The organism is Pseudomonas sp. IT-P4, assembly GCF_949767755.1.
Classification (GTDB): Bacteria; Pseudomonadota; Gammaproteobacteria; order Pseudomonadales; family Pseudomonadaceae; genus Aquipseudomonas; species Aquipseudomonas monachiensis.
In genome coordinates this window covers 86,944-109,218 of record NZ_CATKPX010000078.1, presented here as the reverse complement: position 1 = coordinate 109,218, position 22,275 = coordinate 86,944, and the positions used below count along the sequence as shown (strand labels likewise).

Here is a 22,275-nt window from a genome sequence, read left to right as displayed (position 1 = left end):
CATCGGGCAGACCTCAAATGGAGTTACGACCGATGAAGAAGGCTTCATCGAGGTCGGTGGTCGGGTTCAATCCAGCAGCTTCCAGCCCTTTACGTAGCACAGCCATGTCGCGCTGGTACACGCGTTGGGTCGGGTGCGGCATAGGACCACCGTTGTAACCCTGCAACCAGCCTTGGTATTTCCACATCATGCGATTGAGAAGCCCGTTTGCCGCCATTGGCAGGCTTGCAAACGCTTTACGTGCCGGATCCATTTTGTACCAGAGCTGAGTTGCCTCATCGTAGTTGCCCGCACGGATCAACTTGTGGATCTGTGGTAGCAATGGGCCGTAGTAAGAGGAGTAGTTGGTTCCGCAGAATGGGATGTCCATCACTTGTGCCAAAGGCACGTACTCATATTCAAGCGGAGATGAGATAACGACTTCTTCATGGAATTCGCGGTGAACTTCGATCGCCGACATGATGTAAGGCAGTCCGCCTTCGGCTTTGATTGCAACGACGTTGGGGATCTCGTCGACCATGCGACGTAGCACCGCCAGCGGAATATCGGCAGGGTGCAAGCGGCTGAAACCCCAGGCGGGCAGCGGGAAGATGATTACGCCCAGGTTCGTCGCGTCGCAGATCGCCTTGGTGTACTCGAATACTTCGTCATAGGACTTCGGATAGAAGAACGGAGGATAGCCAAGCAGTACAAGGTCGGCGCCGGCAGCTTCGGCTCGCTTCACGGCCTCAATGTTATCTTCCAGCGTGTTGAACACCGCGTGGTGAACGATCACGAGACGGCCGGCTGCTTGATCGGCCATGATTTGACAGAACTCACCGTACTGCTCTTGGGTGATGGCTACCTCCGAGCAGGACAGCGAACCGACGAAGCCGTGCTTGATTGCTAGTTCTACGTCGTGGCGAATGGCTTTCTCATTGATGCGTTTGAAGTCGGAGGTCATTGTTGGAATCGTAACGTTGGCGACCCCAACGAGTTTTTCGCGTGCCCAGTCTCGAGCGTCCTTCTTATTGTAATTGGCCATGTAAGGCTCCTGTTAGTCAGGGTTGGTGATAGTCGTTGCTGTTCGCTCAGCGCTTTGTTTCAAAATCGATTGGCAGTGGTGTTGCGAGCCCTGCTTCAAGTGCCTTGGTCAAGATGAGTTCCGCTACCACAATGTCTTGAAGACCACCGCCGACTGACTTGAACATCGGGGCCTTGGCTTGCTTCAACTGCTCACTGCAGGCACCACTCATCAGGTCAGACAGGCTGAAGGCTTTGTGTCGAAATTCGATCCCGGCGGTATGGGCAGCAAGCATGTCTCCTGTTTCTTCCAGCACTTCTTCCAGGGTGTCGCAGATGATCAAGTCACTGCGCTCTACGACGGAAATGTCTATTTCACGCTGCTCCGGGATGGTCGAGCCGATCGAAACGACTGTGGCCCCCGACTTCAACCAATCGCCAAACAGAATCGGCTTTTCATCACGCGAGCGTGCGGCGGTGAGCACAATGTCGGCGCCTTCCACGGCCTCTTGTGCTGAGCCAACACCCCGGGCGGGCACACCGAGATCTCGTGTCGCAGCTGCGGCAAATGCTTCGCGACGTTCGGGAGTCGGACTGAAGACGACAATTTCAGTTAGTTCGCGGACGCTGGCGAAAGCACGGATGTGCATCGAAGCTTCCAACCCACTTCCTATGACGGCAAGACGAGCAGGTTTCTGTGGAGCGAGGCGGTCAAGGGCTGCTGCCGACGTAGCTGCAGTCCGGAATCCAGTCACCAGATTTGCGTCAATGAAAGCAGCAATGCGATTGGTCGTCCGGTCGAAGAGGACAATGACGTACTCGATTCCCGGTGGCGCATCCCCCATGTTCGAGCCCATCAGCTTGGCACCGAAGTAACGTCCTCCTGCTGGAATAGCCGGCAAGGTGCGTAGCCAGGTTTTCTCAAGACTTGCAACGGTTCGAGGTGGAGTAGCCCTAGCTGGCAAGTGTTGCCCGTAAGCGGCCTGAAGCGCGGCGATCGCATCTTTCCAACGGAAAACGGCCTGCGCGGCAGCGCTTGAAACGAACACGGGAGACTGGGAATTAGCGGTCATGCGTCGAGCTCCGAAACGGCAGAGAGAGTTGAAGTAAACGCGAGGCGGCCTACATAAGCCGCGCTCCGGCTATGAATAGCTATCTAACTGAAGGTAGCACTAACAAAACGATGCGTATACAAAGTATTGTTGTCTGAGATTGCCGTTGTCAATGGCTCTATTGCGTAAATCTAGGTTTTACTCGGCATGGTTGCGGAAACAAAACGGAACGTATAGATTTGGTTTGTTCTTAGCAACGCCGATGTCTGATGAGCGGCATGAAGCGCGGGATGCGAGGGTAGTTGAAGGCTTGGACAGTCCTGCCCAGTGGATTTGCTCGTCGCTGCAATTGAAGCAGTACTGCGCGACGCCTGAAGGCTTGCCGCAGATGACTATAAGAGGGCTAGACCCGGTCGCGGATGTCTCTTGCCGAGGCGTACTTCGATGTACCGGAATTGGCAAACAAGCTGTGTAATTGAGTAGCAGCTACCACCCGCCATAGAAGCGGAGAGGAGACAAGAATGAGTCAAGTTAAACGCGTTTTGATTGTAGGCAGCGGAATCGGCGGTGCCACCGCAGCTTATGCACTGCGCAGGGCGGGAGTGGACGTCCACTGTATTGATATCAAGCCGGGGATTCCCTCGGCAGGGTCTGGCATTTGCTTGTTACACAACACGGTCCGAGCATTGGACATGATCGGATTGGCGGAGCCTTGTCTCGACAGTGGTATGCGATTCGACGCGTTTCGGCAGTTTGATTCCTCTGGTCAGCTCCTGCGTTCGGATCCTGCACCTCCCAGCTGTGGCATCCGTCGGCCAGAACTTGCTCGAATCCTGGAGTCGGCAGCGCTAGGGGCAGGGGCGGTTCTGGATAAAGGGTTGACGATTGAACATCTCGACGACCGTGGGGACTGCGTCGAAGTTAAATTCTCGGATGGTCGCGAGGCTACCTATGACTTGGTTGTGGCTGCAGATGGCGCCTACTCCAAGCTCCGCGATCAGGTTTTCGGTGCCGAGTGCAGGCCGCATTTTGCAGGTCAGAGTGTATGGCGTTTCAATGCGCCGCGTCCGGCTCAGATTGATGGGTTCTGTTTGTACCGCAGCCCGTCAGGGAAAACAGTGGGTTCATTCCCGACATCGGAGGACACCTGCTACCTGTTTTATCTCGAGAACAGTGTGGAGCCTCTGCGGGTACCAGAGGATCAAGCGAGCGCGATGATTCGCGAGCGCCTTGCCGAATATACCGCGCCCGCTGTATTGGAAGCTCTTGACCAGGTGACCGATGCCAAGCAGGTTATCTTCCGTCCGCTGGATATCACTCTGGTGCCGGCACCTTGGTACCGTGGCCGCGTAGTGCTCATCGGCGATGCTGCACATTCTCCAACGCCGCATATGACGTCGGGAGGTGGGATGGCCATCGAAGATGCCGTGGTGCTTGCAGACTGCGTATCCAAGACCCAATCGGTTAACGAGGCATTGGCGATGTATAGCGAGCGCCGATTTGAACGATGCAAAATCATTTGTGACGCGTCATTGCAACTTTGTCGCTTTGAGCAGGAAGATCCACTGAAAAATAGAGAGAAGTCGGCGGCTCTATTGCTGAAAACCTATCAATATTTGGGGCAGCCTATCTAAACCATCAGTTTGACGTTATCTATCAAAGAGTCCCGATTCACCTCTCAGGGTGAATGGGGACTAAGTCAACTCATACTTTTATAACGATCAGCAGCCAAACAGTGCTGTTCAGTTTTCTGAGTTCGTTACTCCCAGCAAGTGGTATATGTAGTCGATATGCGACTTAGCAAATTCCTCGTTTAATGGGGCGTGGCCAACCAACAAGCGCATGTAGACTGCTGAGTAGATTATGTCCATAAGCGACTCGACATCGGTATCGCTTGGGATCTCACCGCTGCGTTTCCATTCTTCAAGTGTTTCTTTAACTATCGCGCGTCGCCCATAGTGGAATCTCTCTCGAAAGGCTCGTAATACAGAAGGGTCAGATTGTCCCTCGGCTATGATTTGAGCAAGGATTCGGCCTGGCCAACCAGAAAACTGCTCTACCAGTGTGCGGAAATGAGCAGCGATGGCCTTTTTTGGGCCGAGTTCAATTGGCAGTGGAGTCTTGAGAAGATGGTTTTCAATGAATGCGTCAATCACGAGCAGCGCTTTAGAGTCCCACCATCTGTAGATCGTTGCTTTGCTGACCCCGGCTTCCTTTGCAATTGCCTCAATCGAGATGGCCTGAATAGAGTTCTCGTGTAGCAACTTTATGGTCGAATTCAGTATTTGCAGCCGAGTAGCTTCGCTGCGTGGTCGTCCTAAAGACTTCTCCTGCATAAAGTATTCCTTAATAAATGACTAATTTTAACAGGAGCGTAATGCTGCATGTGCTCACTCTGCTGCGTGGGCGGCTGCCTGCTGAAATCAAGCTGAGGCGTTTCTGATCGTAGCCAACAGACCACTCAAGAAGCAATGTAAAAAACGCTTTGAGTCTGGCCGGGCGAATGCGGGAGGCCCGTGGGGGCTGACTCCGTAGGCAGATGAAGGCTGCCAGCTGACGAAATAGTAAACAGTTAGCTTGCACAAAACGGTACGGATCGTATATGTTTGTTTCGCGCATATGAAGCCTGTCACGGGCACAACAACAAGAACGCGCGGAGGAGACAAACATGCATCAGGGTTCGAGCCTGAAAGGCGATGTTGCGACCGATACCATTGTGGGCCGTATCTGGCACTCGACCAGTGAGCAGGTGGCTGAACGCGACAAGCACTTCGCGCCCGCTGATTTCCAAAACTTCCCCATCAACGCTGCTTCGACGCGCTATACCACCGGCTCGATCCTCGACGCCGATCCCAGTCTCTTAATCGGAGTTCAGAGCTCCGCTACATTCCTCAACACTTTCGGGGAGTGAGCATGTCGATCCCCAATATTTCCAATCTTAGATTTGGGCGGCGCCAGTTTCTCGTGTCCACCGCAAGTGCTGCGACGCTCGCCATGCTGGGGGCGCTACCGGTGCTCGCGAAGCCATCCCGAGAGATCATTCTAGAACCATTCGACCCCAATCAGTTTGATGTTCGCTTTGTCGTGACGGACCGCCGATTGCCGCAAAGCCTTGCTTTCGCCATTGAGCATGCCAAAAAAGATAGTGCGCGGCTTGAAGTCACAAATGGACTCACGAGGCTTTGGCAGGAATCGCTCGTACCGTTTTGGCGTGAGCAAGGTGGCGCTGTCGCCGGACTCACTACGCGCGAGGTTTGGCATTGCCTTGCAGAACAAGCACGCAGCCAGTCGCGCCGTACGGTTGTGCTGCATCAGTACGACGTACCGGCGAGCCAACCCAATCCTTTGGTTTCATGGATCATCGCGTGAATTATGAGAACACCCCCGAATGTTTCCCCCGAAGTTTTTTCCGTCGCACTACAGGCGTTTGCTGGTGTAGTCGGAAAAGAATGGGTCTTCGTTGAGGACGAGGATCTGTTTCCCTACCGCGATTCTTATTCCCCGCTGCGCGACACGCCCGAGGATCGAAGCGCATCAGCTGCCGTGGCGCCCGGTTCGGTTGAAGAGGTGCAGGCGGTCGTGCGCATTGCCGATAAGCACCGCATACCGCTTTATACGATTTCCACCGGCAAAAACCTCGGCTACGGCGGTTCAGCGCCCAATCATGGCGGCAGTGTTGTGCTGGATCTGAAGCGGATGAACCGCATCATTGAGGTCAACGAAAGCAACGGCTACGCAATCGTGGAGCCCGGCGTCAGCTATTTCGATCTGTATAACTACATCCAGGAACGTGGCCTGAAAGTGTGGTTGGATGTCGCCGACCCGGGCTGGGGCAGTGTGGTTGGTAATGCGCTTGACCATGGTGTAGGTCACACGCTGTCGCGCTTTCGCAACCATTTCGATTCGCACTGCGGCATGGAGGTGGTGCTGGCCAATGGGGAAATGGTTCGCACAGGAATGGGAGCGCTACCCGGTTCCCAGACGTGGGGACAATTCAAGATGGGGATGGGGCCGATCCTGGACGGCATTTTTTCCCAGTCCAATTTCGGCGTTGTCACCAAGATGGGCATCTGGTTGATGCCGGCACCCGAGGCCTTCATGCACGGCATGGTGATGGCCGCGCGTTATGACGATCTGCACGCCGTAGTGGAATTGCTCAAGTACGTCGAGAACACCGGCTTAGCCTCTGGTGCGCCGGAAATGGGCAGTCCACTGCTCGGCATCAGCAATTACACGAAACATCTTGTAGACGCCTTTTACGAAGGTCCGCCGCAGTTGCAGAAGCAGCATGCTGATCTGATTGCGAAAGCCAGTGTTGGTTACTCGGCTGAACTGCAGAAGTATGGGCTGGACAACAACATTCCTTACTGGGTGCTTAACCTGAAGTTCTACGGACCACCGAAGGTGATCCAGGCCCAGTGGGAGGCGGTACAGGAGCTGGCGGAAAAATCGATCAAGGGTGTTCGCTTTCAGGCTGGCCAGATTCAGAGCGATCCGCGCAAAGCTTCCGCTGAGTGGACGGTTTACCCTCAGGATGTGGGTGTACCGAATATGGATTTCTTCGGCATGGGAACACGTGCAGGAGGCAACCCGCATCCGATGCGCGGCCATATGTGGTTCTCTCCGGTTATTCCACAGACTGCGCAAGGCATTCTTGAAGCCAATCGCGTCTTCGAAGAGGCATACCGGACGCTGCCTGCGCTGCAGAATGTACCGATCTGGAACCTCAGGCCTTTTGCATTGCCTGCGCCGTTTTTCGAGCGTGCTTTCCTTTTCATCGTGGGGTTCCCGATCACCGATGATGCGTCGATGAACAAGGCCTCCATCAAGGCGTATCGGACACTGCTCGATATCGGCGCACAGCATGGCTGGGGCGAATACCGTTGCCACCCGGAATTCCAGGACCAGGCCATGGGCCTGTATTCGTATAACAACAACAGTCTCTTGCGCTTGAACGAGGTCATCAAGGACGCCATTGATCCCAACGGGATTCTTTCGCCGGGCCGCTACGGCATCTGGCCCAGGCACTTGAGGAAGGGCGCCCAATGAAGACGAATCGCCTCATCGTGCTGATGATGTTGGCAGGTCTCGCAGTCGCCTCCGAACCGGCCAAGCAAGCAGTACCAGCCCATCGCGGCAAGCAGATTTTCGATCAGTGGTGCGGGATTTGTCACGCCGCATCACCACGCATGCCCGGCACTGCTTCACTGGCGGCCAAGTACGGCGGCAGCTTACCGGCTGCATTGGAAGAGCGCACTGATATGCCTCCGGCCTTCATCGAACATTTCGTTCGCAAGGGCGTACTGATCATGCCGGCATTTCGTAAAACCGAAATAACCGACGCCGACCTTGAATTGCTTGTCGACTACCTAAAGGCCAAAGACCAATGAGCTCACATTCTGTTTCTGACACTCTGACGAAGGCTGCTGGTAACCGGAAGGAAGCCCGCAACGGTACCGCGGCGCTCGTCATCGGGCATTGCGCTGGCCTGATGGATATCACCACTTTGCCGATCTGGGTTGGAATCGTCCTGATCGGGCAACTGGCACTTGATCCGCAGCGTGCCGGGTTCTTGCTGACTCTGTTCCTCGGGTCGGTCGTGCTTAGCAGCCTGTGTATTGCACCAAAACTATCCCGACTCAACCGCAAGCGCATTGCGTCGGCGGCTTATGCCGTGGCGGGTATGGCCTTCGCCAGCATGCCAAGTGTAAGTGGTAGCTATACCCTTTTGGCTTCGGCGCATGTCGTGGCAGGTCTGGCGGTCGGCTGCGGCCTGTCGATCGTTCACGGGACGATGGGTAGCACTGCTAATCCGCACCGCACAGCGGCAATGGCATTTAGCTCGCTGAGCCTGCTGTCCATCCTGGTGATGGCGACGCTGCCTCCGCTAGTGGGCAAGAACGGCCCGAACATATTCTTCTACACAATGTCGGGCATCATGTTTACTGCCGCACTCGCCGCACTGCTGGCTTTTCCGAAGGTAGCCCGTGCGATCCAGCACGATCAATCCAAGCTCGCCAAGTTGCCTACGCGAGTATGGTTCGGCATCGCTGGCGTGAGTCTATTGATGGTGAGCCATTCGATGGTCTTCGGATTCATCGAGCGTGTAGGAAGCTGGCACGGATTCAGCGCGGCGCAGATCACCACAGTGCTTGTCATCAGTGGCTTCGTGAATCTCGTTCCTGTCGCCCTTTCCAGTCTCCTTGAACGCCGCTTGCCGGCCTCGGGCGTAGTTATTGCGGGTCCTCTGATACAAGCCACTGCTGCAGTTGCTGTGACCCAGTTCAGTGGTTACGGGGTTTACATCGTAGCGACCTCAGTTCTCATCGCCGTCGTCACATTCACCCATGTGTTCGCATTCGGGGTACTTGCGCGTCTGGATCCGTCCGGTCGCGTGGTCGCAGCCACTCCGGTGATGGTCATGGCGGGTTCGGCTACTGGCCCACTCCTGGGGGGCGTGCTCGCCCTGCATGTTGGCTATGGCAGCTTGGGCTGGGCGGCGTTGGTATTGGGGCTTTTGTCCGCCCTCTGCTTTCGCCTTGGTACCCGTAAGGCGTGATGAAAAACAACAACAGTATGAAGTCCCTTACTAGAGGATTGGTATGAGCAAGCGATTGCAGGACAAGGTCGTTTTACTGACCGGCATTGGCAGTGGAATGGGGCGCGAGACAGCTCGGCTGTTCGCTAGCGAAGGTGCGATCGTCGTCGGCTGCGACATCAATCCGCAGACGGCCGCAGAAACCGCGAAACTGGTAGAAAGCGATGGTCATTCCATCGACGTGGTTGCTCCTGTTGACCTCAGCGACCGCGACGATGTAGCGCGTTGGATCGATGGTGCTGCCGCTCGGCATGGCCGCATTGACGCACTTTACAATAATGCCAGTCTGCCGCGTTTTGCGCCTTTTGCGGTGCAGAGCGACGCCGACTATGTCTTCACCATCCAGAATGAACTCGATCTTGTCTGGCGTGCTTGCCAGCTTGCCTGGCCGTATCTGGTGAAGTCCAAAGGTGCCATTGTCAACATCGGCTCCGGTGCTGGCATGCAGGGAGCGAGAGCGCTTCCGCAGGCTGCACATGCCGCGGCGAAAGGTGCGGTCCTTGCCCTCACGCGCCAACTGGCCGCAGAAGGCATCGCTGTTGGTGTACGGGTTAACTCGGTCAGCCCTGGTGTAATGAACACCCCGCCGGTTCAGGCGATGTATCGGGAGTTTGGCGACAAGGCACCCGTGGCCCCGATCGTGGAGCGCACCCTGACGGGTAAGCCGGGCGAGCCGATCGCTGTCGCTTGGGCAGGCCTTTACCTGACCTCTGATGAGTCTAAATGGGTCACCGGGATCAATATTCCCGTGGACGGTGGCGCCAGCTCAATCATGTAAGTCGATTCGGATTCAGTTGATTGAACCCGGCAAGCCGACCCTATACAGGCAAGAGTAGTTTTTGACCATGACCAACATTTCGATGAATACAAGCAATGCAGCCAAGGTGCTGGCAAGCCCGCTGCAGATCAATGGATTGCAGATTAAAAACCGCATTATCCTTGGGCCGATGGCGGTACTTCGCCCGACCGAGGACGGCCGCCCAAGTGAGCAGACCATTGCTTTCCTCAAGCGTCGTGCGCAGGGCGGGGTGGGCCTGGTCATCGTTGGTGGATCGGTATGCAGCGAACGAGCCTGGAATGAGTCGCCGTTTTCGCCAAACCTTCGCTTTGACAAAGACGCATTCGTCGATGACCTCAAGCGTGTGTCCGATGCTGTACATGAATGTGGTGCGGCAGTGTTCGCGCAGCTGTTTCCGAGCTTCGGCCGCATGGGCGTGCCGCGCAACGGTCAGTGGATTTTGGCGGCCAGCCCGAAGCCGGTGAACCTGGGGGCTGGCGGCTTGCCCAACCATCTCTATATCCCCGGTGGCCGAATAACACCAGTGCCACACGAGGCCAGCATCCAGGAGATCAAGGACATTGAGGCGAGCGTCGTCGCCGGTGCACGCCGGGCCAAGGCTAGTGGTTTCGATGGTGTCGAGATTGGCGCACACATGTGCTACTTCTACTCGTCCTTTTTGTCCCCGCTGGCCAATCAACGCACCGATGAATACGGTGGTTCGGTTGCGAATCGAGCTAGAGCCTTGCGCGATGTGGTTGCAGCAGTGCGCGCCGAAGTCGGCCCGGATTATCCGGTGGGGGTGCGCATGAGTGTGAATGACCATATGCCCGACGGCCAGGGGCCGGAGGGTTACGCTGAGGTCGCAGCGCACATCGCCGAGGTCGGCCTGGACTTCATCTCGCTAAGCGAGGGCAACTACGAGTCGATGCGTGACAATGTGCCGAGTACTTCCGGCAACATGCTGAACCACGGGGGGCCGCAGGCCTTCCGCAAGGCACTGGGTAGCGGGGTGCTCCTGTTCCTTTCCAGTACTCCAGATCCCCGGCAAGCGGCGGCGGCTATTTGGGACGGCGATGTCGATGCAAGCATGCTGGCACGGCAGATGCTGGCCGACCCTGATTATGCGGTGAAGGTAATCGAAGGTCGTGAGGCTGAGATCGTGTGGTGCGACCATGCCAATTCCTGTTTACGCAGGCTGATACTCAACGCGCCGGTTGCCTGTCATAAAAACCCGGAGATGGGACGCGAGGATCCGAAAGCCAAACGTTCCAGTCCGGTTCAGAACCTGGGCGTCTGGGTAGCCGGTAACAATGTGCTGATGGGCGTTGCCGATAAGCTCGTCCGCGCTACGCAAAAGAAATGACCCAATTGGGGCGAGCACTTCGATCAGTCTTATAGCGAGATGAGCGGGTTGTTCGTTTCCAATGGCTCGACATCGGTATCCGATCAACTCAACGCCTGCGCACTGAACTTGATCAATAACGACTAGGCCTCGGGGTCAGTGCTCTTGACACCCAGTAAGTGGTACACAAAGTTTATGTGCGACTCGGCAAACGCTTGGTTAAGTGGGGCGTGTCCAATCATGAGTCGCATGTAAACGGCCCCGTAAATCAAATCCATCAGTATCTCGATATCCGTATCGGGAGATATCTCGCCGCTCACCCTCCATTCCTCTAGCGTTTCTCGAATTATCGCGCGCCTTCCATAATGAAACCGCTCTCGAAAATCTCTCAAAGTAGAGGGATCTGACTGACCTTCCGCGAGTATTTGTGCGACCAGTCGACCGGCCCAACCAGAGTATTGGTCTACGAGGGAGCGGAAGTGCTGAGCAATTGCCTCTCTCGGACCCAGTTCTCGTGGCAAGGCTGTCTTCAACATTTGGTTCTCAATGAACGCGTCGATAACGACTAACGCTTTGGAGTCCCACCACCGGTATATGGTTGATTTACTAACGCCAGCTTCTCGTGCTATCGCCTCGATTGAGATGGCTTGAATGGATTTTTCCTGCAACAGCCTGATGGTGGCATCCAGGATCTGACGGCGTGTAGCTTCGCTTCGTGGGCGACCCACTATCGATTTGGTGGTCGATACAGGTTTGTTAGTCGACATTTTCAAGATCCCTTACCCAGGTGCATTTGTTTCTAAAAAACAAAAGCCCAGGATGGCTCTCGTCAAGGAAATAATTAGTATACGAAGTGTTTAGTATATTGCCTGTGCGTGAAAAATTCTACCTTGGCTGTGCTCAATCCAGCAGGAAAATGTTCGCTCGTAATAAGCTTGTTTTGTTGTTTTTTAGCGCGGTCTAGGGTGCTCAAGCAGAAGGCTTTGTTGCAGTGAAAATTGCTTCGCTTGGTCGACGCTCTACAAGTCATTGCGTTTCGTTTGTATGAGGTTTTTCGCTCGGATCTGTAGTCGGTAAGTCGGCGGCGCGGGGGGGCAAGTCAGGAGGGAAGGGCAGCGGCCATCTTTAAACAGTCAGCGATGAACATCACTTTCAGGTCCATTCTTCTTCGCGTTTTCTTCGTTGCTTAAAGACTCTATGAAAAGTGCAATCTTCTATTTGTAACGTGCATTTTTCGTAGTGCCCCAGCACCTCATACTGACCGGGTGCTGACGCGCTTACCCGCTTGCCATCTAGCGTACGGTGCCTTCTGGCGCTGTTCGCAAGCGTCTGCCAAGCGGAGCGCCACTATCCAATAATAAAGAGACCGCCCATGAAAACTCCAAACCCGCTGCTGGAAGACCTGAAAGGTGTTCTGCCTACTATCGCGGCTAATGCCTTCGAGGCCGAACGCGCGCGTTGTGTTCCCGCCGAAAATATCGCTTTGCTCAAAGGTATTGGTATGCACCATGCGTTGCAGCCGAAAAAGTACGGCGGCATGGAGATCTCTCTGCCTCAGTTTGCCGAATGCATCGCATTGTTGGCCGGTTCCTGTGCCAGCACGGCCTGGGCCATGAGCCTTCTATGTACTCACAGTCATCAAATCGCAATGTTTTCCAGCAAGCTGCAGGATGAGATGTGGGGAAATGACCCCGATGCTACTGCCAGTAGCAGCATCGCGCCTTTTGGGCGCACCGAGGAGGTGGAGGGAGGCGTCACTTTCAGTGGTGAGATGGGATGGAGTTCAGGCTGTGATCATGCCGAATGGGCCATCATGGGGTTCTTTCGTGAGAATGCCGAAGGCACTCGGGATTATTGTTTTGCGGTGCTGCCAAGCAGTGACTACGAAATTCGTGATGACTGGTTTGCCGTTGGTATGCGTGGCAGCGGTAGCAAAACCCTGATCGTCAAGAATGCTTTCGTGCCCGAGCACCGAATCCAGAAAGCCAAGGACATGATCGAAGGCAAGTCGGCGGGCTTTGGTTTGTATCCGGACAGCAAGATTTTCTTCGCCCCTTATCGGCCTTATTTCGCCAGCGGTTTTTCGACTGTCAGCCTGGGTATTGCCGAGCGCATGCTGGATGTCTTTCGCGAGAAAACCCGCAACCGCGTCCGTGCCTACACCGGTGCCGCTGTCGGCGCAGCCACCCCGGCATTGATGCGCCTGGCCGAATCCACGCATCAAGTTGCGGCTGCCCGAGCGTTGCTGGAAAAAAGCTGGGAAGAGATTGCCGAATACAGCGAGCGCCACGAGTACCCTAGCCGCACCACGCTCACGTTCTGGCGTACCAATCAAGGCTATGCCACGAAAATGTGTATCCAGGCTGTGGACCGTCTGATGGAAGCGGCCGGCGGCGGCGCCTGGTTTGAAACCAACGAGTTGCAACGCCTTTTCCGCGACGCACATCTTACGGGGGCGCACGCCTATACCGACTATGACGTTTGTGCACAGATACTTGGTCGCGAACTGATGGGTCTTGAGCCCGATCCCTCAATGGCCTAAGGCCGTTCGCCCTCGAGCCACAAGCCCCTCATAAAAATAATCAGAGCGCGCCCAGGGGCGTGCTCGGGAGTCTTGCATGTCCGATATTAATGAAATTGCAGCTTCTTCTGCCTTCGATTCGCGTGCATTTCGCCGCGCCTTAGGTAACTTCGCCACCGGTGTGACAGTGGTGACAGCCGCCGATCACGATGGTCGAAAAGTGGGGGTGACGGCCAATAGCTTCAACTCGGTGTCGCTCGATCCGCCGTTGATTCTCTGGAGTATCGATAAGCGATCAACCAGTCATGATGTATTTGCTGCCGCTACCCACTTTGCCGTGAATGTGCTTGCTGCAGATCAAATTGATTTGTCGAACAATTTCGCTCGTCCGAAAGACGATCGTTTTGCTGGCATCGAATACGAGTCAGGTCACGGAGGGGCGCCCATTCTTGCTGATTGCTCCGCGCGTTTTCAGTGCGAAAAATATCAGCAGGTGGACGGTGGTGATCATTGGATCATGATCGGTAAGGTAGTGGCTTTCGATGATTTTGGTCGTTCGCCGTTGCTGTACCACCAGGGCGCATACTCCATGGTGTTGCCCCACACGCGCATGACAAAAAGTGCTGAAGGTCAGCCGCCTAGCAGCCACTTCCAAGGAAGGCTGAGCCACAATTTGTACTACCTCATGACCCAAGCATTGCGCGCGTATCAGGCAAGCTATCAGCCGCGGCAATTGTCGACAGGTTTGCGGACAAGTGAGGCGCGTATGTTGATGGTGCTGGAAAACGATGCAGGGTTGAGCCTCACGGATCTGCAACGGGAGGTGGCGATGCCCGAGCGGGAAATCGAAGAGGCCGTCGCCAATCTCACTCGTAAGGGGCTGGTCTGTGAAGAAGATAAGCGCTTGCGTCTGACCGTTAAAGGTATCGATGAAACAGAAGGATTATGGACAATAGCCCGAGAACAGCAGGAAAAAGTCTTCAGTCAATTCAGCGACGACCAATTGGAAACCTTCAAGACTGTGTTGAAAGCGGTTATCAGGCTCTGACGTGCTCTGGTTAGCGATTAAATGGACGGCGCATAAATGCGCCGTTTTTTATGGACGCTAGAAACGTCATCGCTATTTCGGCGTGATAAGATAATTAACATGCTAACTGATTTTTGAGCCGTTTCTAAATGCCCAAGCACCGACAGTCTCTGACACTCAACCTGCTCCAGGCCCGGGAAGTGGCCATGAGCTTTTTCCGGCCTTCTCTGAAAGATATAGGCCTCACTGAGCAACAATGGCGGGTAGTGCGGATTCTCAGTCAGCAGGGCGAACTGGAGATCAATCGCTTGGCGGACTTGGCATGTATTCTCAAGCCCAGCATGACTGGCGTACTGGCGCGGATGGAGACCGCAGAGTTGGTCGAACGACGGCGCTCAGAACACGACCAGCGCCGAGTTCTGGTGAAACTGACCGCTGCCGGAGAGCGTTGCTTTGAAAGTATGAGCGGGCGCATGGAAGAGAACTATGAGCGCTTGCAGGAGCGCTACGGCGCGGAGAAGTTGCAGACGTTGTTGGTGTTGCTCAATGAGTTGAAGACACTGAAGCGTTGAGGCGGAGTGGTCACCGCTGGCATTGATGTCTGCTAGCGGCGAGCATTTGCAATTAACCTGAAATCAGTAAACACCGCCGGTACTGATCGTGGCCGGGGTATTTCTGAACTTGCTTGTCAGTGCTTGCAGGCCTTGCATCAGTACGGAAGTGTCGACGCCGACCGCTACGAATGCCGCGCCGAGCTCGATGTAGCGTCTGGCTAATCTTTCGTCGGCGCTGAGAATGCCGGGCGCTTTGCCGGCATCGCGGATTCGTATGATGGTGTCTTCAATTACTGCTTGAACTTCGGGATGGCCCGGGTTACCGCGATGGCCCATCGCAGCGCTGAGGTCGGCAGGGCCGATAAACACCCCGTCAACGCCTTCGACGTTGACGATGGCATCCAGATTCTCCAAGCCTTTCAGGCTTTCAATCTGCACCAGCAGGCATATTTGCTCGTCAGCCTTGTCCAGGTAGCCGGGCACGCTGTTCCAGCGCGACGCCCGCGCCAACGCGCTGCCTACACCGCGCACGCCACTGGGTGGATAGTGCACGGCACGCACCAGCTCTCGCGCTTGTTCGGCGCTTTCGACCATTGGTATCAGCAAAGTCTGGGTGCCGATGTCCAAAATCTGTTTGATCAACGTCGTGTCGCCAGCGACAGGGCGGATCACCGGATGACTTGCGTAGGGCGCTATCGCCTGCAGTTGGCCGAGCATGCTGCGTACGTCATTGGGCGCGTGCTCGCCGTCGATCAATAGCCAATCGAAATCGGCATTGGCAGCCAGCTCTGCGCAGTAAGGGGTGGCCAGGCCGAGCCAAAGGCCGATCTGCGCTTTGCCGCTTTTCAGGCGTTGCTTGAATGTGTTGATGGGCATATCCATGAATCAGTCCTCCAGGAGTCAGACGAAGCGGCAGGAAATGGAGCCCAGCATGTCGTAGTCGACATGGAAGGTATCGCCTGGGCTGGCAGACACTGGACGGGTAAACGACCCGCCCAGAATAATTTGCCCCGGTTGTAACGTGACGTCGTATGGGGCTAGCTTGTTGGCCAGCCAGGCGACACCTTTCGCGGGATGATTGAGCACGGCGGCAGAAACCCCTGATTCCTCGATCACGCCATTGCGGTACAAAACCGCTGGCACCTTACGAAGGTCGACCTCATGAGGGCGCACAGCACGCCCACCCATGACCACTCCTGCGTTCGCCGCATTGTCGGAAATGGTGTCGAAGACCTTGCGCGTGGCTTTGGTTTCGGGGTCGATCTGCTGAATTCGCGCGTCAATGATTTCCAGGGCAGGGATCACCCATTCAGTAGCATCCAGCACATCGAAAATAGTGACGTTGGGGCCTTTGAGCGGCTTGCCGAGGATGAATGCCAGCTCCACTTCAACCCGCGGTACGATAAAACGATTGAAGGGGATATCGGTGCCTTCGTCGAACAGCATGTCGTCCAGCAACGCCCCGTAATCCGGTTCTGAAATATTTGATGAAACCTGCATCGCCCGAGAGGTCAGACCAATCTTGTGCCCCACCAGCTTGCGTCCGTTTTTTATTTTCTGCGCCACCCAGGCTCGCTGAATGGCATAGGCATCTTCGATGGTGATCTGTGGATGTGCGAGGGAGAACTGCCCGACTTGCTCACGAGTGCGTTCGGCGTTGTCCAGTTGAGCAGCGGCTTGCTGGATGAGTTCTTGATCAAGCATGACGTGGATCTCTTAATGAGGATTGACGATGGCGGCGGGCGTGCGCAGCACTAGAAAGGCGCCTGCGACGATCAAGGTCGCGAGGACGTAGAGGGCAAGACTGGCGTTGTGGGTGGTGTCACGCATCCAGCCAATCAGATTGGGTGTCAGAAACGAGGCAATGCTTCCCAAAGAACTGATCAAGGCGATGCCCGCCGCCTGGGTACTGTTTGACAGGAATGCGGGTGGTAACTGCCAAAACATCGGCAGTGCGGCGCTCGCGCCCATACCCGCAATCACCAATCCGCCGATTACCATGAAGGGATCGCCAGGCAAAAGTCCGGCTACGGCGATACCGAGAGCTGACATGAGCAATGGCACACTCAAGTGCCACCGGCGTTCGCGACGCCGGTCCGATGAGCGTCCGCAGGCGATCATGAAACCGCAGCCTGCCAGATAGGGCAGGGCACTGAGCAGGCCTACCTTGCCGTCGCTGCCAATCCCGGAGCTATGAATCAGGGTAGGCATCCAGAAAGCTAGCGTGTTGACCGCCAACATGACCGCGCAATAAATGCCCACTAGTAGCCAGACCTGCGGATTTCGCAGGATTGCGCCAAACGAGAGAATGGATTTGCGTTGCTCTTCGCTAGCCAATTGGTTGCGCAGTTGGTTTTTCTGCTCGTTGCTCAGCCAGCTGACCGACTCGAAGTTGTCAGGCAACACCTTAAGTACCAGCAAGCCGAGAAGCACGACTGGCGCGCCTTCAATCAGGAACATCCACTGCCACCCACGTAGGCCCCCGACATCATGAAAGCCTTGCAGGATACCACCCGATAGAGGGCCACCGATGACCCCGGCCAGCGGCACGGCAATGGCAAACAACGCGGTTACTTGTGCGCGCCTGCTGGCCGGATACCAGCGATTCAGGTACACCAGAATGCCTGGGAAAAATCCGGCCTCGGCGACGCCGAGCAAGAAGCGCAACGCGTAGAAACCCTCAGCGCTGTTGATCAACAGCATGCTGGTCGACAGGGTCCCCCAGACGACCATCAACAAAGCGATCCACCGTCGTGGCCCGATGCGGTCCAGAGCGATGTTGCTGGGTACACCGAACATCGCGTAGGCGATAAAAAACAGGCCCGCACCAAAGCCGTAGACGGTATCGCTGAACTGCAGGTCGGCGCCCATCTGCATCTTGGCGAAACCAATGTTGATCCGATCAAGATGAGCAAACAGATAACACACCAGCAGCAGCGGCATCAGCCGCCAGGTCACCGTGCGGTGAGTCGACGTTGCGGCATCGCTCAAAGGCTGTGTAGCGGAAGTGGCTAAGCTCATGATTTTGTACTTTTTGTGAGAGAGGCCGATGGGAGAGGGCTTGCTAATTCGCCTGCTGCTTGAGGAAGGCATGCACGTTGTTGAGCTTAAAGTTCAGCTCGGGGTGCAGTTCGATCATTTCAAACGACAGCGCCAGCAGGCGTTCTGTCTGCAACGGTGCAAAGTGGGCGGTAATGACTTCGAACAGCTTTTCAGCGACCTGTTGGCGTGTCGCTAGGTCGCGACCATGGCCTACCTTCAGCGTCATGTGAACGAAGGCGTAATCGTGTTTGCCGTCGGCCATACGCCACGTATCCAGCCGAACGCCTCGGCTACGGATTCCCCCCAGCGGAAATACACCACTGCTCCCAAGTGTCGCGTGGACTTTTTCAAAAAGGCCCGGCAAGTCGGCCTGTTGCTCGATGTTGTCGGTGTATTCAGCAATAAAGTGCGGCATCGTGCCCTCCTGGGAGGTAGTTGCGCTGAGCGGCGGGCGCGTCCCTGCCGCTTGAGCGAAATTCAGAGCGGGAAAATGGCGTTGATCTGGCCGGTTCCGGAGCTGCCAAAGGGCTCCGTGAGGACTTCGACCGGCTTGTTGTAGTCCGGACCACCTAGCAGACCTAGGAGCATGGCGGTGTCGTGCATCTTGCCTTCGCCGAAGCAGTGTTCGGCATAATCAGGAAGCATAGAGCAGAATTCTTTGAATCGACCTTCACGCCACAGCTTGACCACGTGCATGTCGACCTGCTTGTCGAATTCACGCGTCCAGTTGTGGATATTGGCTTCCGCCTCGCGATCGTCAGAGAAACGATGCGACAGAGAACCGGAGGCCAGCACCAGGACTTTGCGGTCGCTCTTCTCGATTGCGCGGCGTACGGCGGCGCCGAAAGTGAAGCTGTCTTCTAGGCGATGCCAGGCACACCAGGCCGCGATGGAAATTACTTTGAGTTTTTCGGCTGCAGGTACATCCATGTGCATGTAGCGCATGGGCACCAGGGTGCCGTATTCCAACTCCAGACTCGGGATGTTATGCGACAGCGTACGCACACCGGCTGCGTTGGCTTCCTCGGCGATCAGTTGTCCGAGTTCCGGGCAGCCAGGGTAGTGGTAAACCATATCCTTGATGAAATGCGGTAGTTCATTGCTTGTGTAAACACCACTGAAGTGCTCACCGTTGTTCACGTGGTAGCCGCTGTTCACCAGCCAGTGGACGTCGAACACTACGGCAGTGTCGGCACCCAGTTCGCGCGCGCGACGGCCTATTTCCTTATGTCCGGCGATAGCGGCAGCACGGCAACCGTGGTGTTTGCCCGGCAGCTCGGACAGGTACATCGACGGGACATGACAGACTTTTGCAGCCAGGACGACTTCGCCCATGATGATTCTCCTGAAATTATTCTTGTCAGTTCAATTCAGCGGCCAGTGAAAACTGCGATGAGCCGATGCGCGCCTCATCGCAGCCTTCAGCAGCGGCTATCGGCTGCTCATAGTCCCCAGCGAGGGATGTGATGATTGCCCATGGAAATGCAAACGTTCTTGATTTCGGCGAAAACCTCGAAGCTGTACTGGCCGCCTTCGCGTCCGGTGCCGGAACCTTTCACGCCACCAAACGGCTGACGCAAGTCCCGCACGTTCTGGCTGTTGATGAATACCATACCGGCTTCGATGCCGTAGGCCAGGCGATGCGCCTTACCGATGTCCTGAGTCCAGATGTACGACGCCAGGCCGTATTCGGTGTCGTTCGCCAGTTGCAAGGCCTCGGCTTCATCCTTAAACGGAATCAGGCACACCACCGGACCAAAGATTTCTTCCTGGGCAATGCGCATTTTATTGTTCACATCGGCGAACACCGTCGGCTGGATAAACTGACCTCTGCTCAAGTGGGCTGGCAGGTTGGCTGGACGCTCCAGACCGCCGGCGAGGAGGGTGGCGCCTTCTTCGATGCCGATCTTGATGTAGCCGGTGACCTTGTCGTAGTGGGCCTGGGTGATCATCGAGCCGACCTGGGTTTTCGGGTCTTGCGGATCCCCGACGATCAAGCGTTTGGCACGTGCCGCGAACTCAGCCACGAACTGCGGGTAAACACTTTCCTGAATGAAGATACGGCTACCGGCGGTGCAGCGCTCGCCATTGAGCGAGAAGATGGTGAACAGCGCCGCGTCGAGGGCACGCTCCAGGTCGGCATCTTCGAAGATCAGCACCGGGGACTTGCCGCCCAGCTCCATGGAATACTTTTTCAGGCCGGCGGTTTGCATGATTTTCTTGCCGGTGGCGGTGCCGCCGGTGAAGGAGATCGCTCGTACGTCCGGGTGCCTAACCAGCGCGTCACCGGCAGTCGCACCATAGCCCTGGATGACGTTGAGCACACCGTTGGGAATACCGGCTTCGACGGCCAGACGACCCAGCTCGTTGGCCGTCAGCGGCGACAGCTCGGACATTTTAAGCACGGCAGTGTTGCCCAGTGCCAGGCACGGTGCTGTCTTCCAGGTTGCCGTCATGAACGGCACGTTCCAGGGTGACACCAGGCCGCAAACGCCCACCGGTTGATACAAGGTGTAGTTGAGCATCTGGTCGTCGACCGGATAACTGTGACCGTCCATGCGAGTGCAGACTTCGGCGAAAAAATCGAAGTTGTGCGATGCGCGCGGAATTAACACGTTTTTGGTTTGATGGATCGGCAGGCCCGTGTCCAAGGTCTCCAGCTCGGCCAGATGAGGAACGTTTTGCTCAATCAGCTCGCCAAGTTTGCGCATGAGTCGTGCACGCTCTTTGGCTGGAGTATTGGCCCATTTAGGAAAGGCTTCCTTGGCCGCTGCCACCGCTTGTGCGACTTCTTCGGCACCGCCACTGGCCACTTCACCAATCGCTTCGCCGGTGGCCGGATTGTAGTTGGTGAAGGTGTCTTTGCTTTCGACCTCACGGCCATTGATCCAATGTTTGATCATAATGTTCACGCCTCTTTACGCGCGGAGAAAAAATCCGCTTCGCTGACAATTCGATTGACGAGGCGTCCAACGCCTTCGACTTCCACGATCACCTCATCACCCGGAACTACATCTGCAAGACCTTCGGGCGTACCGGTGGCGATCATGTCGCCTGGCTGCAGGGTCATGAAACTGGACAGGTATTCGATCAGGTAAGGGATATCGAAGATCATGTCTTTGGTCGAGCCTTCCTGGCGAAGCTCACCATTGATCCAAGTGCGCAGTTTCAAATTGCCTGGTTCGGGGACATCTGCAACATCGACAATCCATGGACCGACCGGGGTCGTGGCGTCACGGTTTTTTACCCGCAAATTAGGGCGGTAGTAGTTTTCCAGGAAATCGCGGATCGCGTAGTCGTTGCATACGGTGTAACCCGCCAGATAGCTCAGCGCATCTTCACGCTTGACGTTGCGCGCAGGCTTGCCGATAACCGCAACCAGTTCGCACTCGTAGTGCATGTAGGCAACGTTGTCAGGTCTCCAGGTGATCTGATTGTGGCCGGTATAGGTGCCCGTTGATTTAACGAACACCAACGGTTCGGTTGGCGGCGCGAAGGCGAGTTCGGCAGCGTGATCGGCATAGTTCAGGCCGAGGGCAAACATAGTGCCATTGGCCGGTGGCAGCCACTCGACCTGGTCTTCGCCGAGGGAGCGGCCGTCCCTCAGATGCACGATGTTGTCTGCATCAACCGTGACGGAATGTATTTGACTTTCGAATCGGATACGAGCGTGTTTCATACGGTGCCCTCCTGCTCGGCAACGATGACATTGGTCAGGCATCCCAGACCTTGGATTTCTACGTCTACGCGGTCACCAGGCAGGACATCGACACGACCCAAAGGTGTGCCGGTGATCAACACATCTCCGGCATACAAAGTCATGAACTCGCTGATTTCGGCGATCAACTGAGGAATCTTGCGTACGAAGTTTGCGGTGGAGTCTTCTTGTCGAAGCTCGCCATTGACTCGTAGTTGCAGGGTCAAGTCGTGAGGATTGGCAAGCTGTTCACGCGGTACGAACTCCGGGCCGATGGCACAGAAACCATCGCGACATTTTGCTTTCACGGCAGGGCGGTAGTAACTCTCTTCCGGAAGGCTGAATTCGTTGACGATGGTATAGCCAGCAACATGATCCAGAGCCTCGTCAGCACTGACTCGACTCGCATCTTTGCCAATCACCACCCCCAGAGCCGGCCCAGGCTGCAATGAAATTCCTGCACCAGGATGCACCACGGCGCCGCCATGTACGTTGCGCGTATTGGGCGTCTTGATGAACAGAACCGGTTTGACGGGCGGCTTTTGATACGGCGATTGCTCGAATTCAGAAAGGCGCTTCAGCAGCAATCCCTGGTAGTTCAGCGCTACACCGAGCAAGGTGCCGGTCGCGATGTCATGCAAGGCATGGCTCATGCTTCT

Annotated in this window: 23 protein-coding genes; 11 read left to right on the top strand and 12 right to left on the bottom strand. The window is 55.9% G+C overall.

The annotated features are described in order from the left end of the window. Positions 1-13: 13 nt before the first annotated feature. Both ACM6IT_RS25105 and ACM6IT_RS25100 read right to left on the bottom strand, forming a co-directional pair. Positions 14-1,024, bottom strand: a complete 1,011-nt coding sequence (locus tag ACM6IT_RS25105; protein WP_090454380.1) for a dihydrodipicolinate synthase family protein — start codon at positions 1,022-1,024, stop codon at positions 14-16. 46 nt (positions 1,025-1,070) lie between these two features. Next, entirely contained in the window at positions 1,071-2,075 is a 1,005-nt protein-coding gene (locus ACM6IT_RS25100) for an ornithine cyclodeaminase family protein (RefSeq protein ID WP_414918918.1), read from the bottom strand. Between the two features lie 500 nt (positions 2,076-2,575). Here ACM6IT_RS25100 and ACM6IT_RS25095 point away from each other — a divergent pair, with 500 nt between their 5' ends. Further along, positions 2,576-3,688: an FAD-dependent oxidoreductase gene (locus ACM6IT_RS25095; RefSeq protein WP_414918917.1), complete on the top strand. Its 1,113-nt coding sequence runs from the start codon at positions 2,576-2,578 to the stop codon at positions 3,686-3,688. A gap of 108 nt (positions 3,689-3,796) precedes the next feature. Here the strand turns inward: ACM6IT_RS25095 and ACM6IT_RS25090 are convergent, their stop codons facing one another. Further along, on the bottom strand, positions 3,797-4,390 hold the full coding sequence (locus tag ACM6IT_RS25090; RefSeq protein ID WP_056723297.1) for a TetR/AcrR family transcriptional regulator: 594 nt from the start codon (positions 4,388-4,390) through the stop codon (positions 3,797-3,799). A gap of 332 nt (positions 4,391-4,722) precedes the next feature. Here ACM6IT_RS25090 and ACM6IT_RS25085 point away from each other — a divergent pair, with 332 nt between their 5' ends. The 7 genes from ACM6IT_RS25085 to ACM6IT_RS25055 all read left to right on the top strand — a co-directional run bounded on the left by ACM6IT_RS25085 (position 4,723) and on the right by ACM6IT_RS25055 (position 10,796). After that, positions 4,723-4,965, top strand: a complete 243-nt coding sequence (locus tag ACM6IT_RS25085; protein WP_414918916.1) for a hypothetical protein — start codon at positions 4,723-4,725, stop codon at positions 4,963-4,965. A gap of 2 nt (positions 4,966-4,967) precedes the next feature. Next, a complete protein-coding gene (locus ACM6IT_RS25080) occupies positions 4,968-5,423 on the top strand; it encodes a hypothetical protein (protein WP_139212656.1) in 456 nt (151 codons plus the stop codon). A gap of 3 nt (positions 5,424-5,426) precedes the next feature. Further along, positions 5,427-7,103 (top strand): FAD-binding oxidoreductase, encoded by a 1,677-nt coding sequence (locus ACM6IT_RS25075; RefSeq protein ID WP_090454390.1) that lies wholly within the window; start codon positions 5,427-5,429, stop codon positions 7,101-7,103. Next, on the top strand, positions 7,100-7,444 hold the full coding sequence (locus ACM6IT_RS25070) for a c-type cytochrome (RefSeq protein WP_090454392.1): 345 nt from the start codon (positions 7,100-7,102) through the stop codon (positions 7,442-7,444). Before ACM6IT_RS25075 ends, ACM6IT_RS25070 begins: the two co-directional genes overlap by 4 nt. Then, positions 7,441-8,613, top strand: a complete 1,173-nt coding sequence (locus ACM6IT_RS25065) for an MFS transporter (RefSeq protein ID WP_414918915.1) — start codon at positions 7,441-7,443, stop codon at positions 8,611-8,613. The genes ACM6IT_RS25070 and ACM6IT_RS25065 overlap by 4 nt, the downstream gene beginning before the upstream one ends. Before the next feature lie 43 nt (positions 8,614-8,656). Further along, on the top strand, positions 8,657-9,430 hold the full coding sequence (locus ACM6IT_RS25060; RefSeq protein ID WP_090454395.1) for an SDR family NAD(P)-dependent oxidoreductase: 774 nt from the start codon (positions 8,657-8,659) through the stop codon (positions 9,428-9,430). A gap of 67 nt (positions 9,431-9,497) precedes the next feature. Continuing rightward, a complete protein-coding gene (locus ACM6IT_RS25055) occupies positions 9,498-10,796 on the top strand; it encodes a hypothetical protein (RefSeq protein WP_414918963.1) in 1,299 nt (432 codons plus the stop codon). A 122-nt stretch (positions 10,797-10,918) separates the two neighbouring features. On the opposite strand, the gene ACM6IT_RS25050 is transcribed toward ACM6IT_RS25055, so the two are convergent. Next, complete coding sequence (locus ACM6IT_RS25050) at positions 10,919-11,542, bottom strand: TetR/AcrR family transcriptional regulator (RefSeq protein WP_056723284.1); 624 nt, start codon at positions 11,540-11,542, stop codon at positions 10,919-10,921. Positions 11,543-12,147: 605 nt separating this feature from the next. Between ACM6IT_RS25050 and ACM6IT_RS25045 the strand changes: the two genes are divergently transcribed. From ACM6IT_RS25045 to hpaR, 3 genes are all read left to right on the top strand, one after another. After that, positions 12,148-13,317: a p-hydroxyphenylacetate 3-hydroxylase oxygenase component gene (locus ACM6IT_RS25045; protein ID WP_414918914.1), complete on the top strand. Its 1,170-nt coding sequence runs from the start codon at positions 12,148-12,150 to the stop codon at positions 13,315-13,317. A 76-nt stretch (positions 13,318-13,393) separates the two neighbouring features. Next, the gene (locus ACM6IT_RS25040; protein WP_090454399.1) at positions 13,394-14,344 is read left to right on the top strand and encodes a p-hydroxyphenylacetate 3-hydroxylase reductase component; all 951 of its coding nucleotides are present in this window, start codon (positions 13,394-13,396) and stop codon (positions 14,342-14,344) included. A gap of 128 nt (positions 14,345-14,472) precedes the next feature. Then, positions 14,473-14,895: a homoprotocatechuate degradation operon regulator HpaR gene (gene hpaR / locus ACM6IT_RS25035; RefSeq protein ID WP_056723279.1), complete on the top strand. Its 423-nt coding sequence runs from the start codon at positions 14,473-14,475 to the stop codon at positions 14,893-14,895. A 63-nt stretch (positions 14,896-14,958) separates the two neighbouring features. On the opposite strand, the gene hpaI is transcribed toward hpaR, so the two are convergent. From hpaI to ACM6IT_RS24995, 8 genes are all read right to left on the bottom strand, one after another. After that, positions 14,959-15,759 (bottom strand): 4-hydroxy-2-oxoheptanedioate aldolase, encoded by an 801-nt coding sequence (gene hpaI / locus ACM6IT_RS25030; protein WP_090454403.1) that lies wholly within the window; start codon positions 15,757-15,759, stop codon positions 14,959-14,961. An 18-nt stretch (positions 15,760-15,777) separates the two neighbouring features. Then, positions 15,778-16,581, bottom strand: a complete 804-nt coding sequence (hpaH, locus tag ACM6IT_RS25025; protein ID WP_090454405.1) for a 2-oxo-hept-4-ene-1,7-dioate hydratase — start codon at positions 16,579-16,581, stop codon at positions 15,778-15,780. Between the two features lie 12 nt (positions 16,582-16,593). Then, positions 16,594-17,898, bottom strand: coding sequence for an MFS transporter (locus tag ACM6IT_RS25020; protein WP_090454407.1), 1,305 nt, complete (start codon positions 17,896-17,898; stop codon positions 16,594-16,596). 43 nt (positions 17,899-17,941) lie between these two features. Then, positions 17,942-18,334, bottom strand: coding sequence for a 5-carboxymethyl-2-hydroxymuconate Delta-isomerase (locus ACM6IT_RS25015; RefSeq protein WP_090454409.1), 393 nt, complete (start codon positions 18,332-18,334; stop codon positions 17,942-17,944). Positions 18,335-18,396: 62 nt separating this feature from the next. Beyond that, entirely contained in the window at positions 18,397-19,254 is an 858-nt protein-coding gene (hpaD, locus tag ACM6IT_RS25010; protein ID WP_090454411.1) for a 3,4-dihydroxyphenylacetate 2,3-dioxygenase, read from the bottom strand. Positions 19,255-19,361: 107 nt separating this feature from the next. Beyond that, a complete protein-coding gene (gene hpaE / locus ACM6IT_RS25005) occupies positions 19,362-20,822 on the bottom strand; it encodes a 5-carboxymethyl-2-hydroxymuconate semialdehyde dehydrogenase (protein ID WP_095152394.1) in 1,461 nt (486 codons plus the stop codon). A 5-nt stretch (positions 20,823-20,827) separates the two neighbouring features. Continuing rightward, positions 20,828-21,598: a fumarylacetoacetate hydrolase family protein gene (locus ACM6IT_RS25000; protein ID WP_090454414.1), complete on the bottom strand. Its 771-nt coding sequence runs from the start codon at positions 21,596-21,598 to the stop codon at positions 20,828-20,830. After that, positions 21,595-22,269, bottom strand: a complete 675-nt coding sequence (locus ACM6IT_RS24995) for a fumarylacetoacetate hydrolase family protein (protein ID WP_305384653.1) — start codon at positions 22,267-22,269, stop codon at positions 21,595-21,597. The genes ACM6IT_RS25000 and ACM6IT_RS24995 overlap by 4 nt, the downstream gene beginning before the upstream one ends. Between the last annotated feature and the right edge of the window lie 6 nt (positions 22,270-22,275).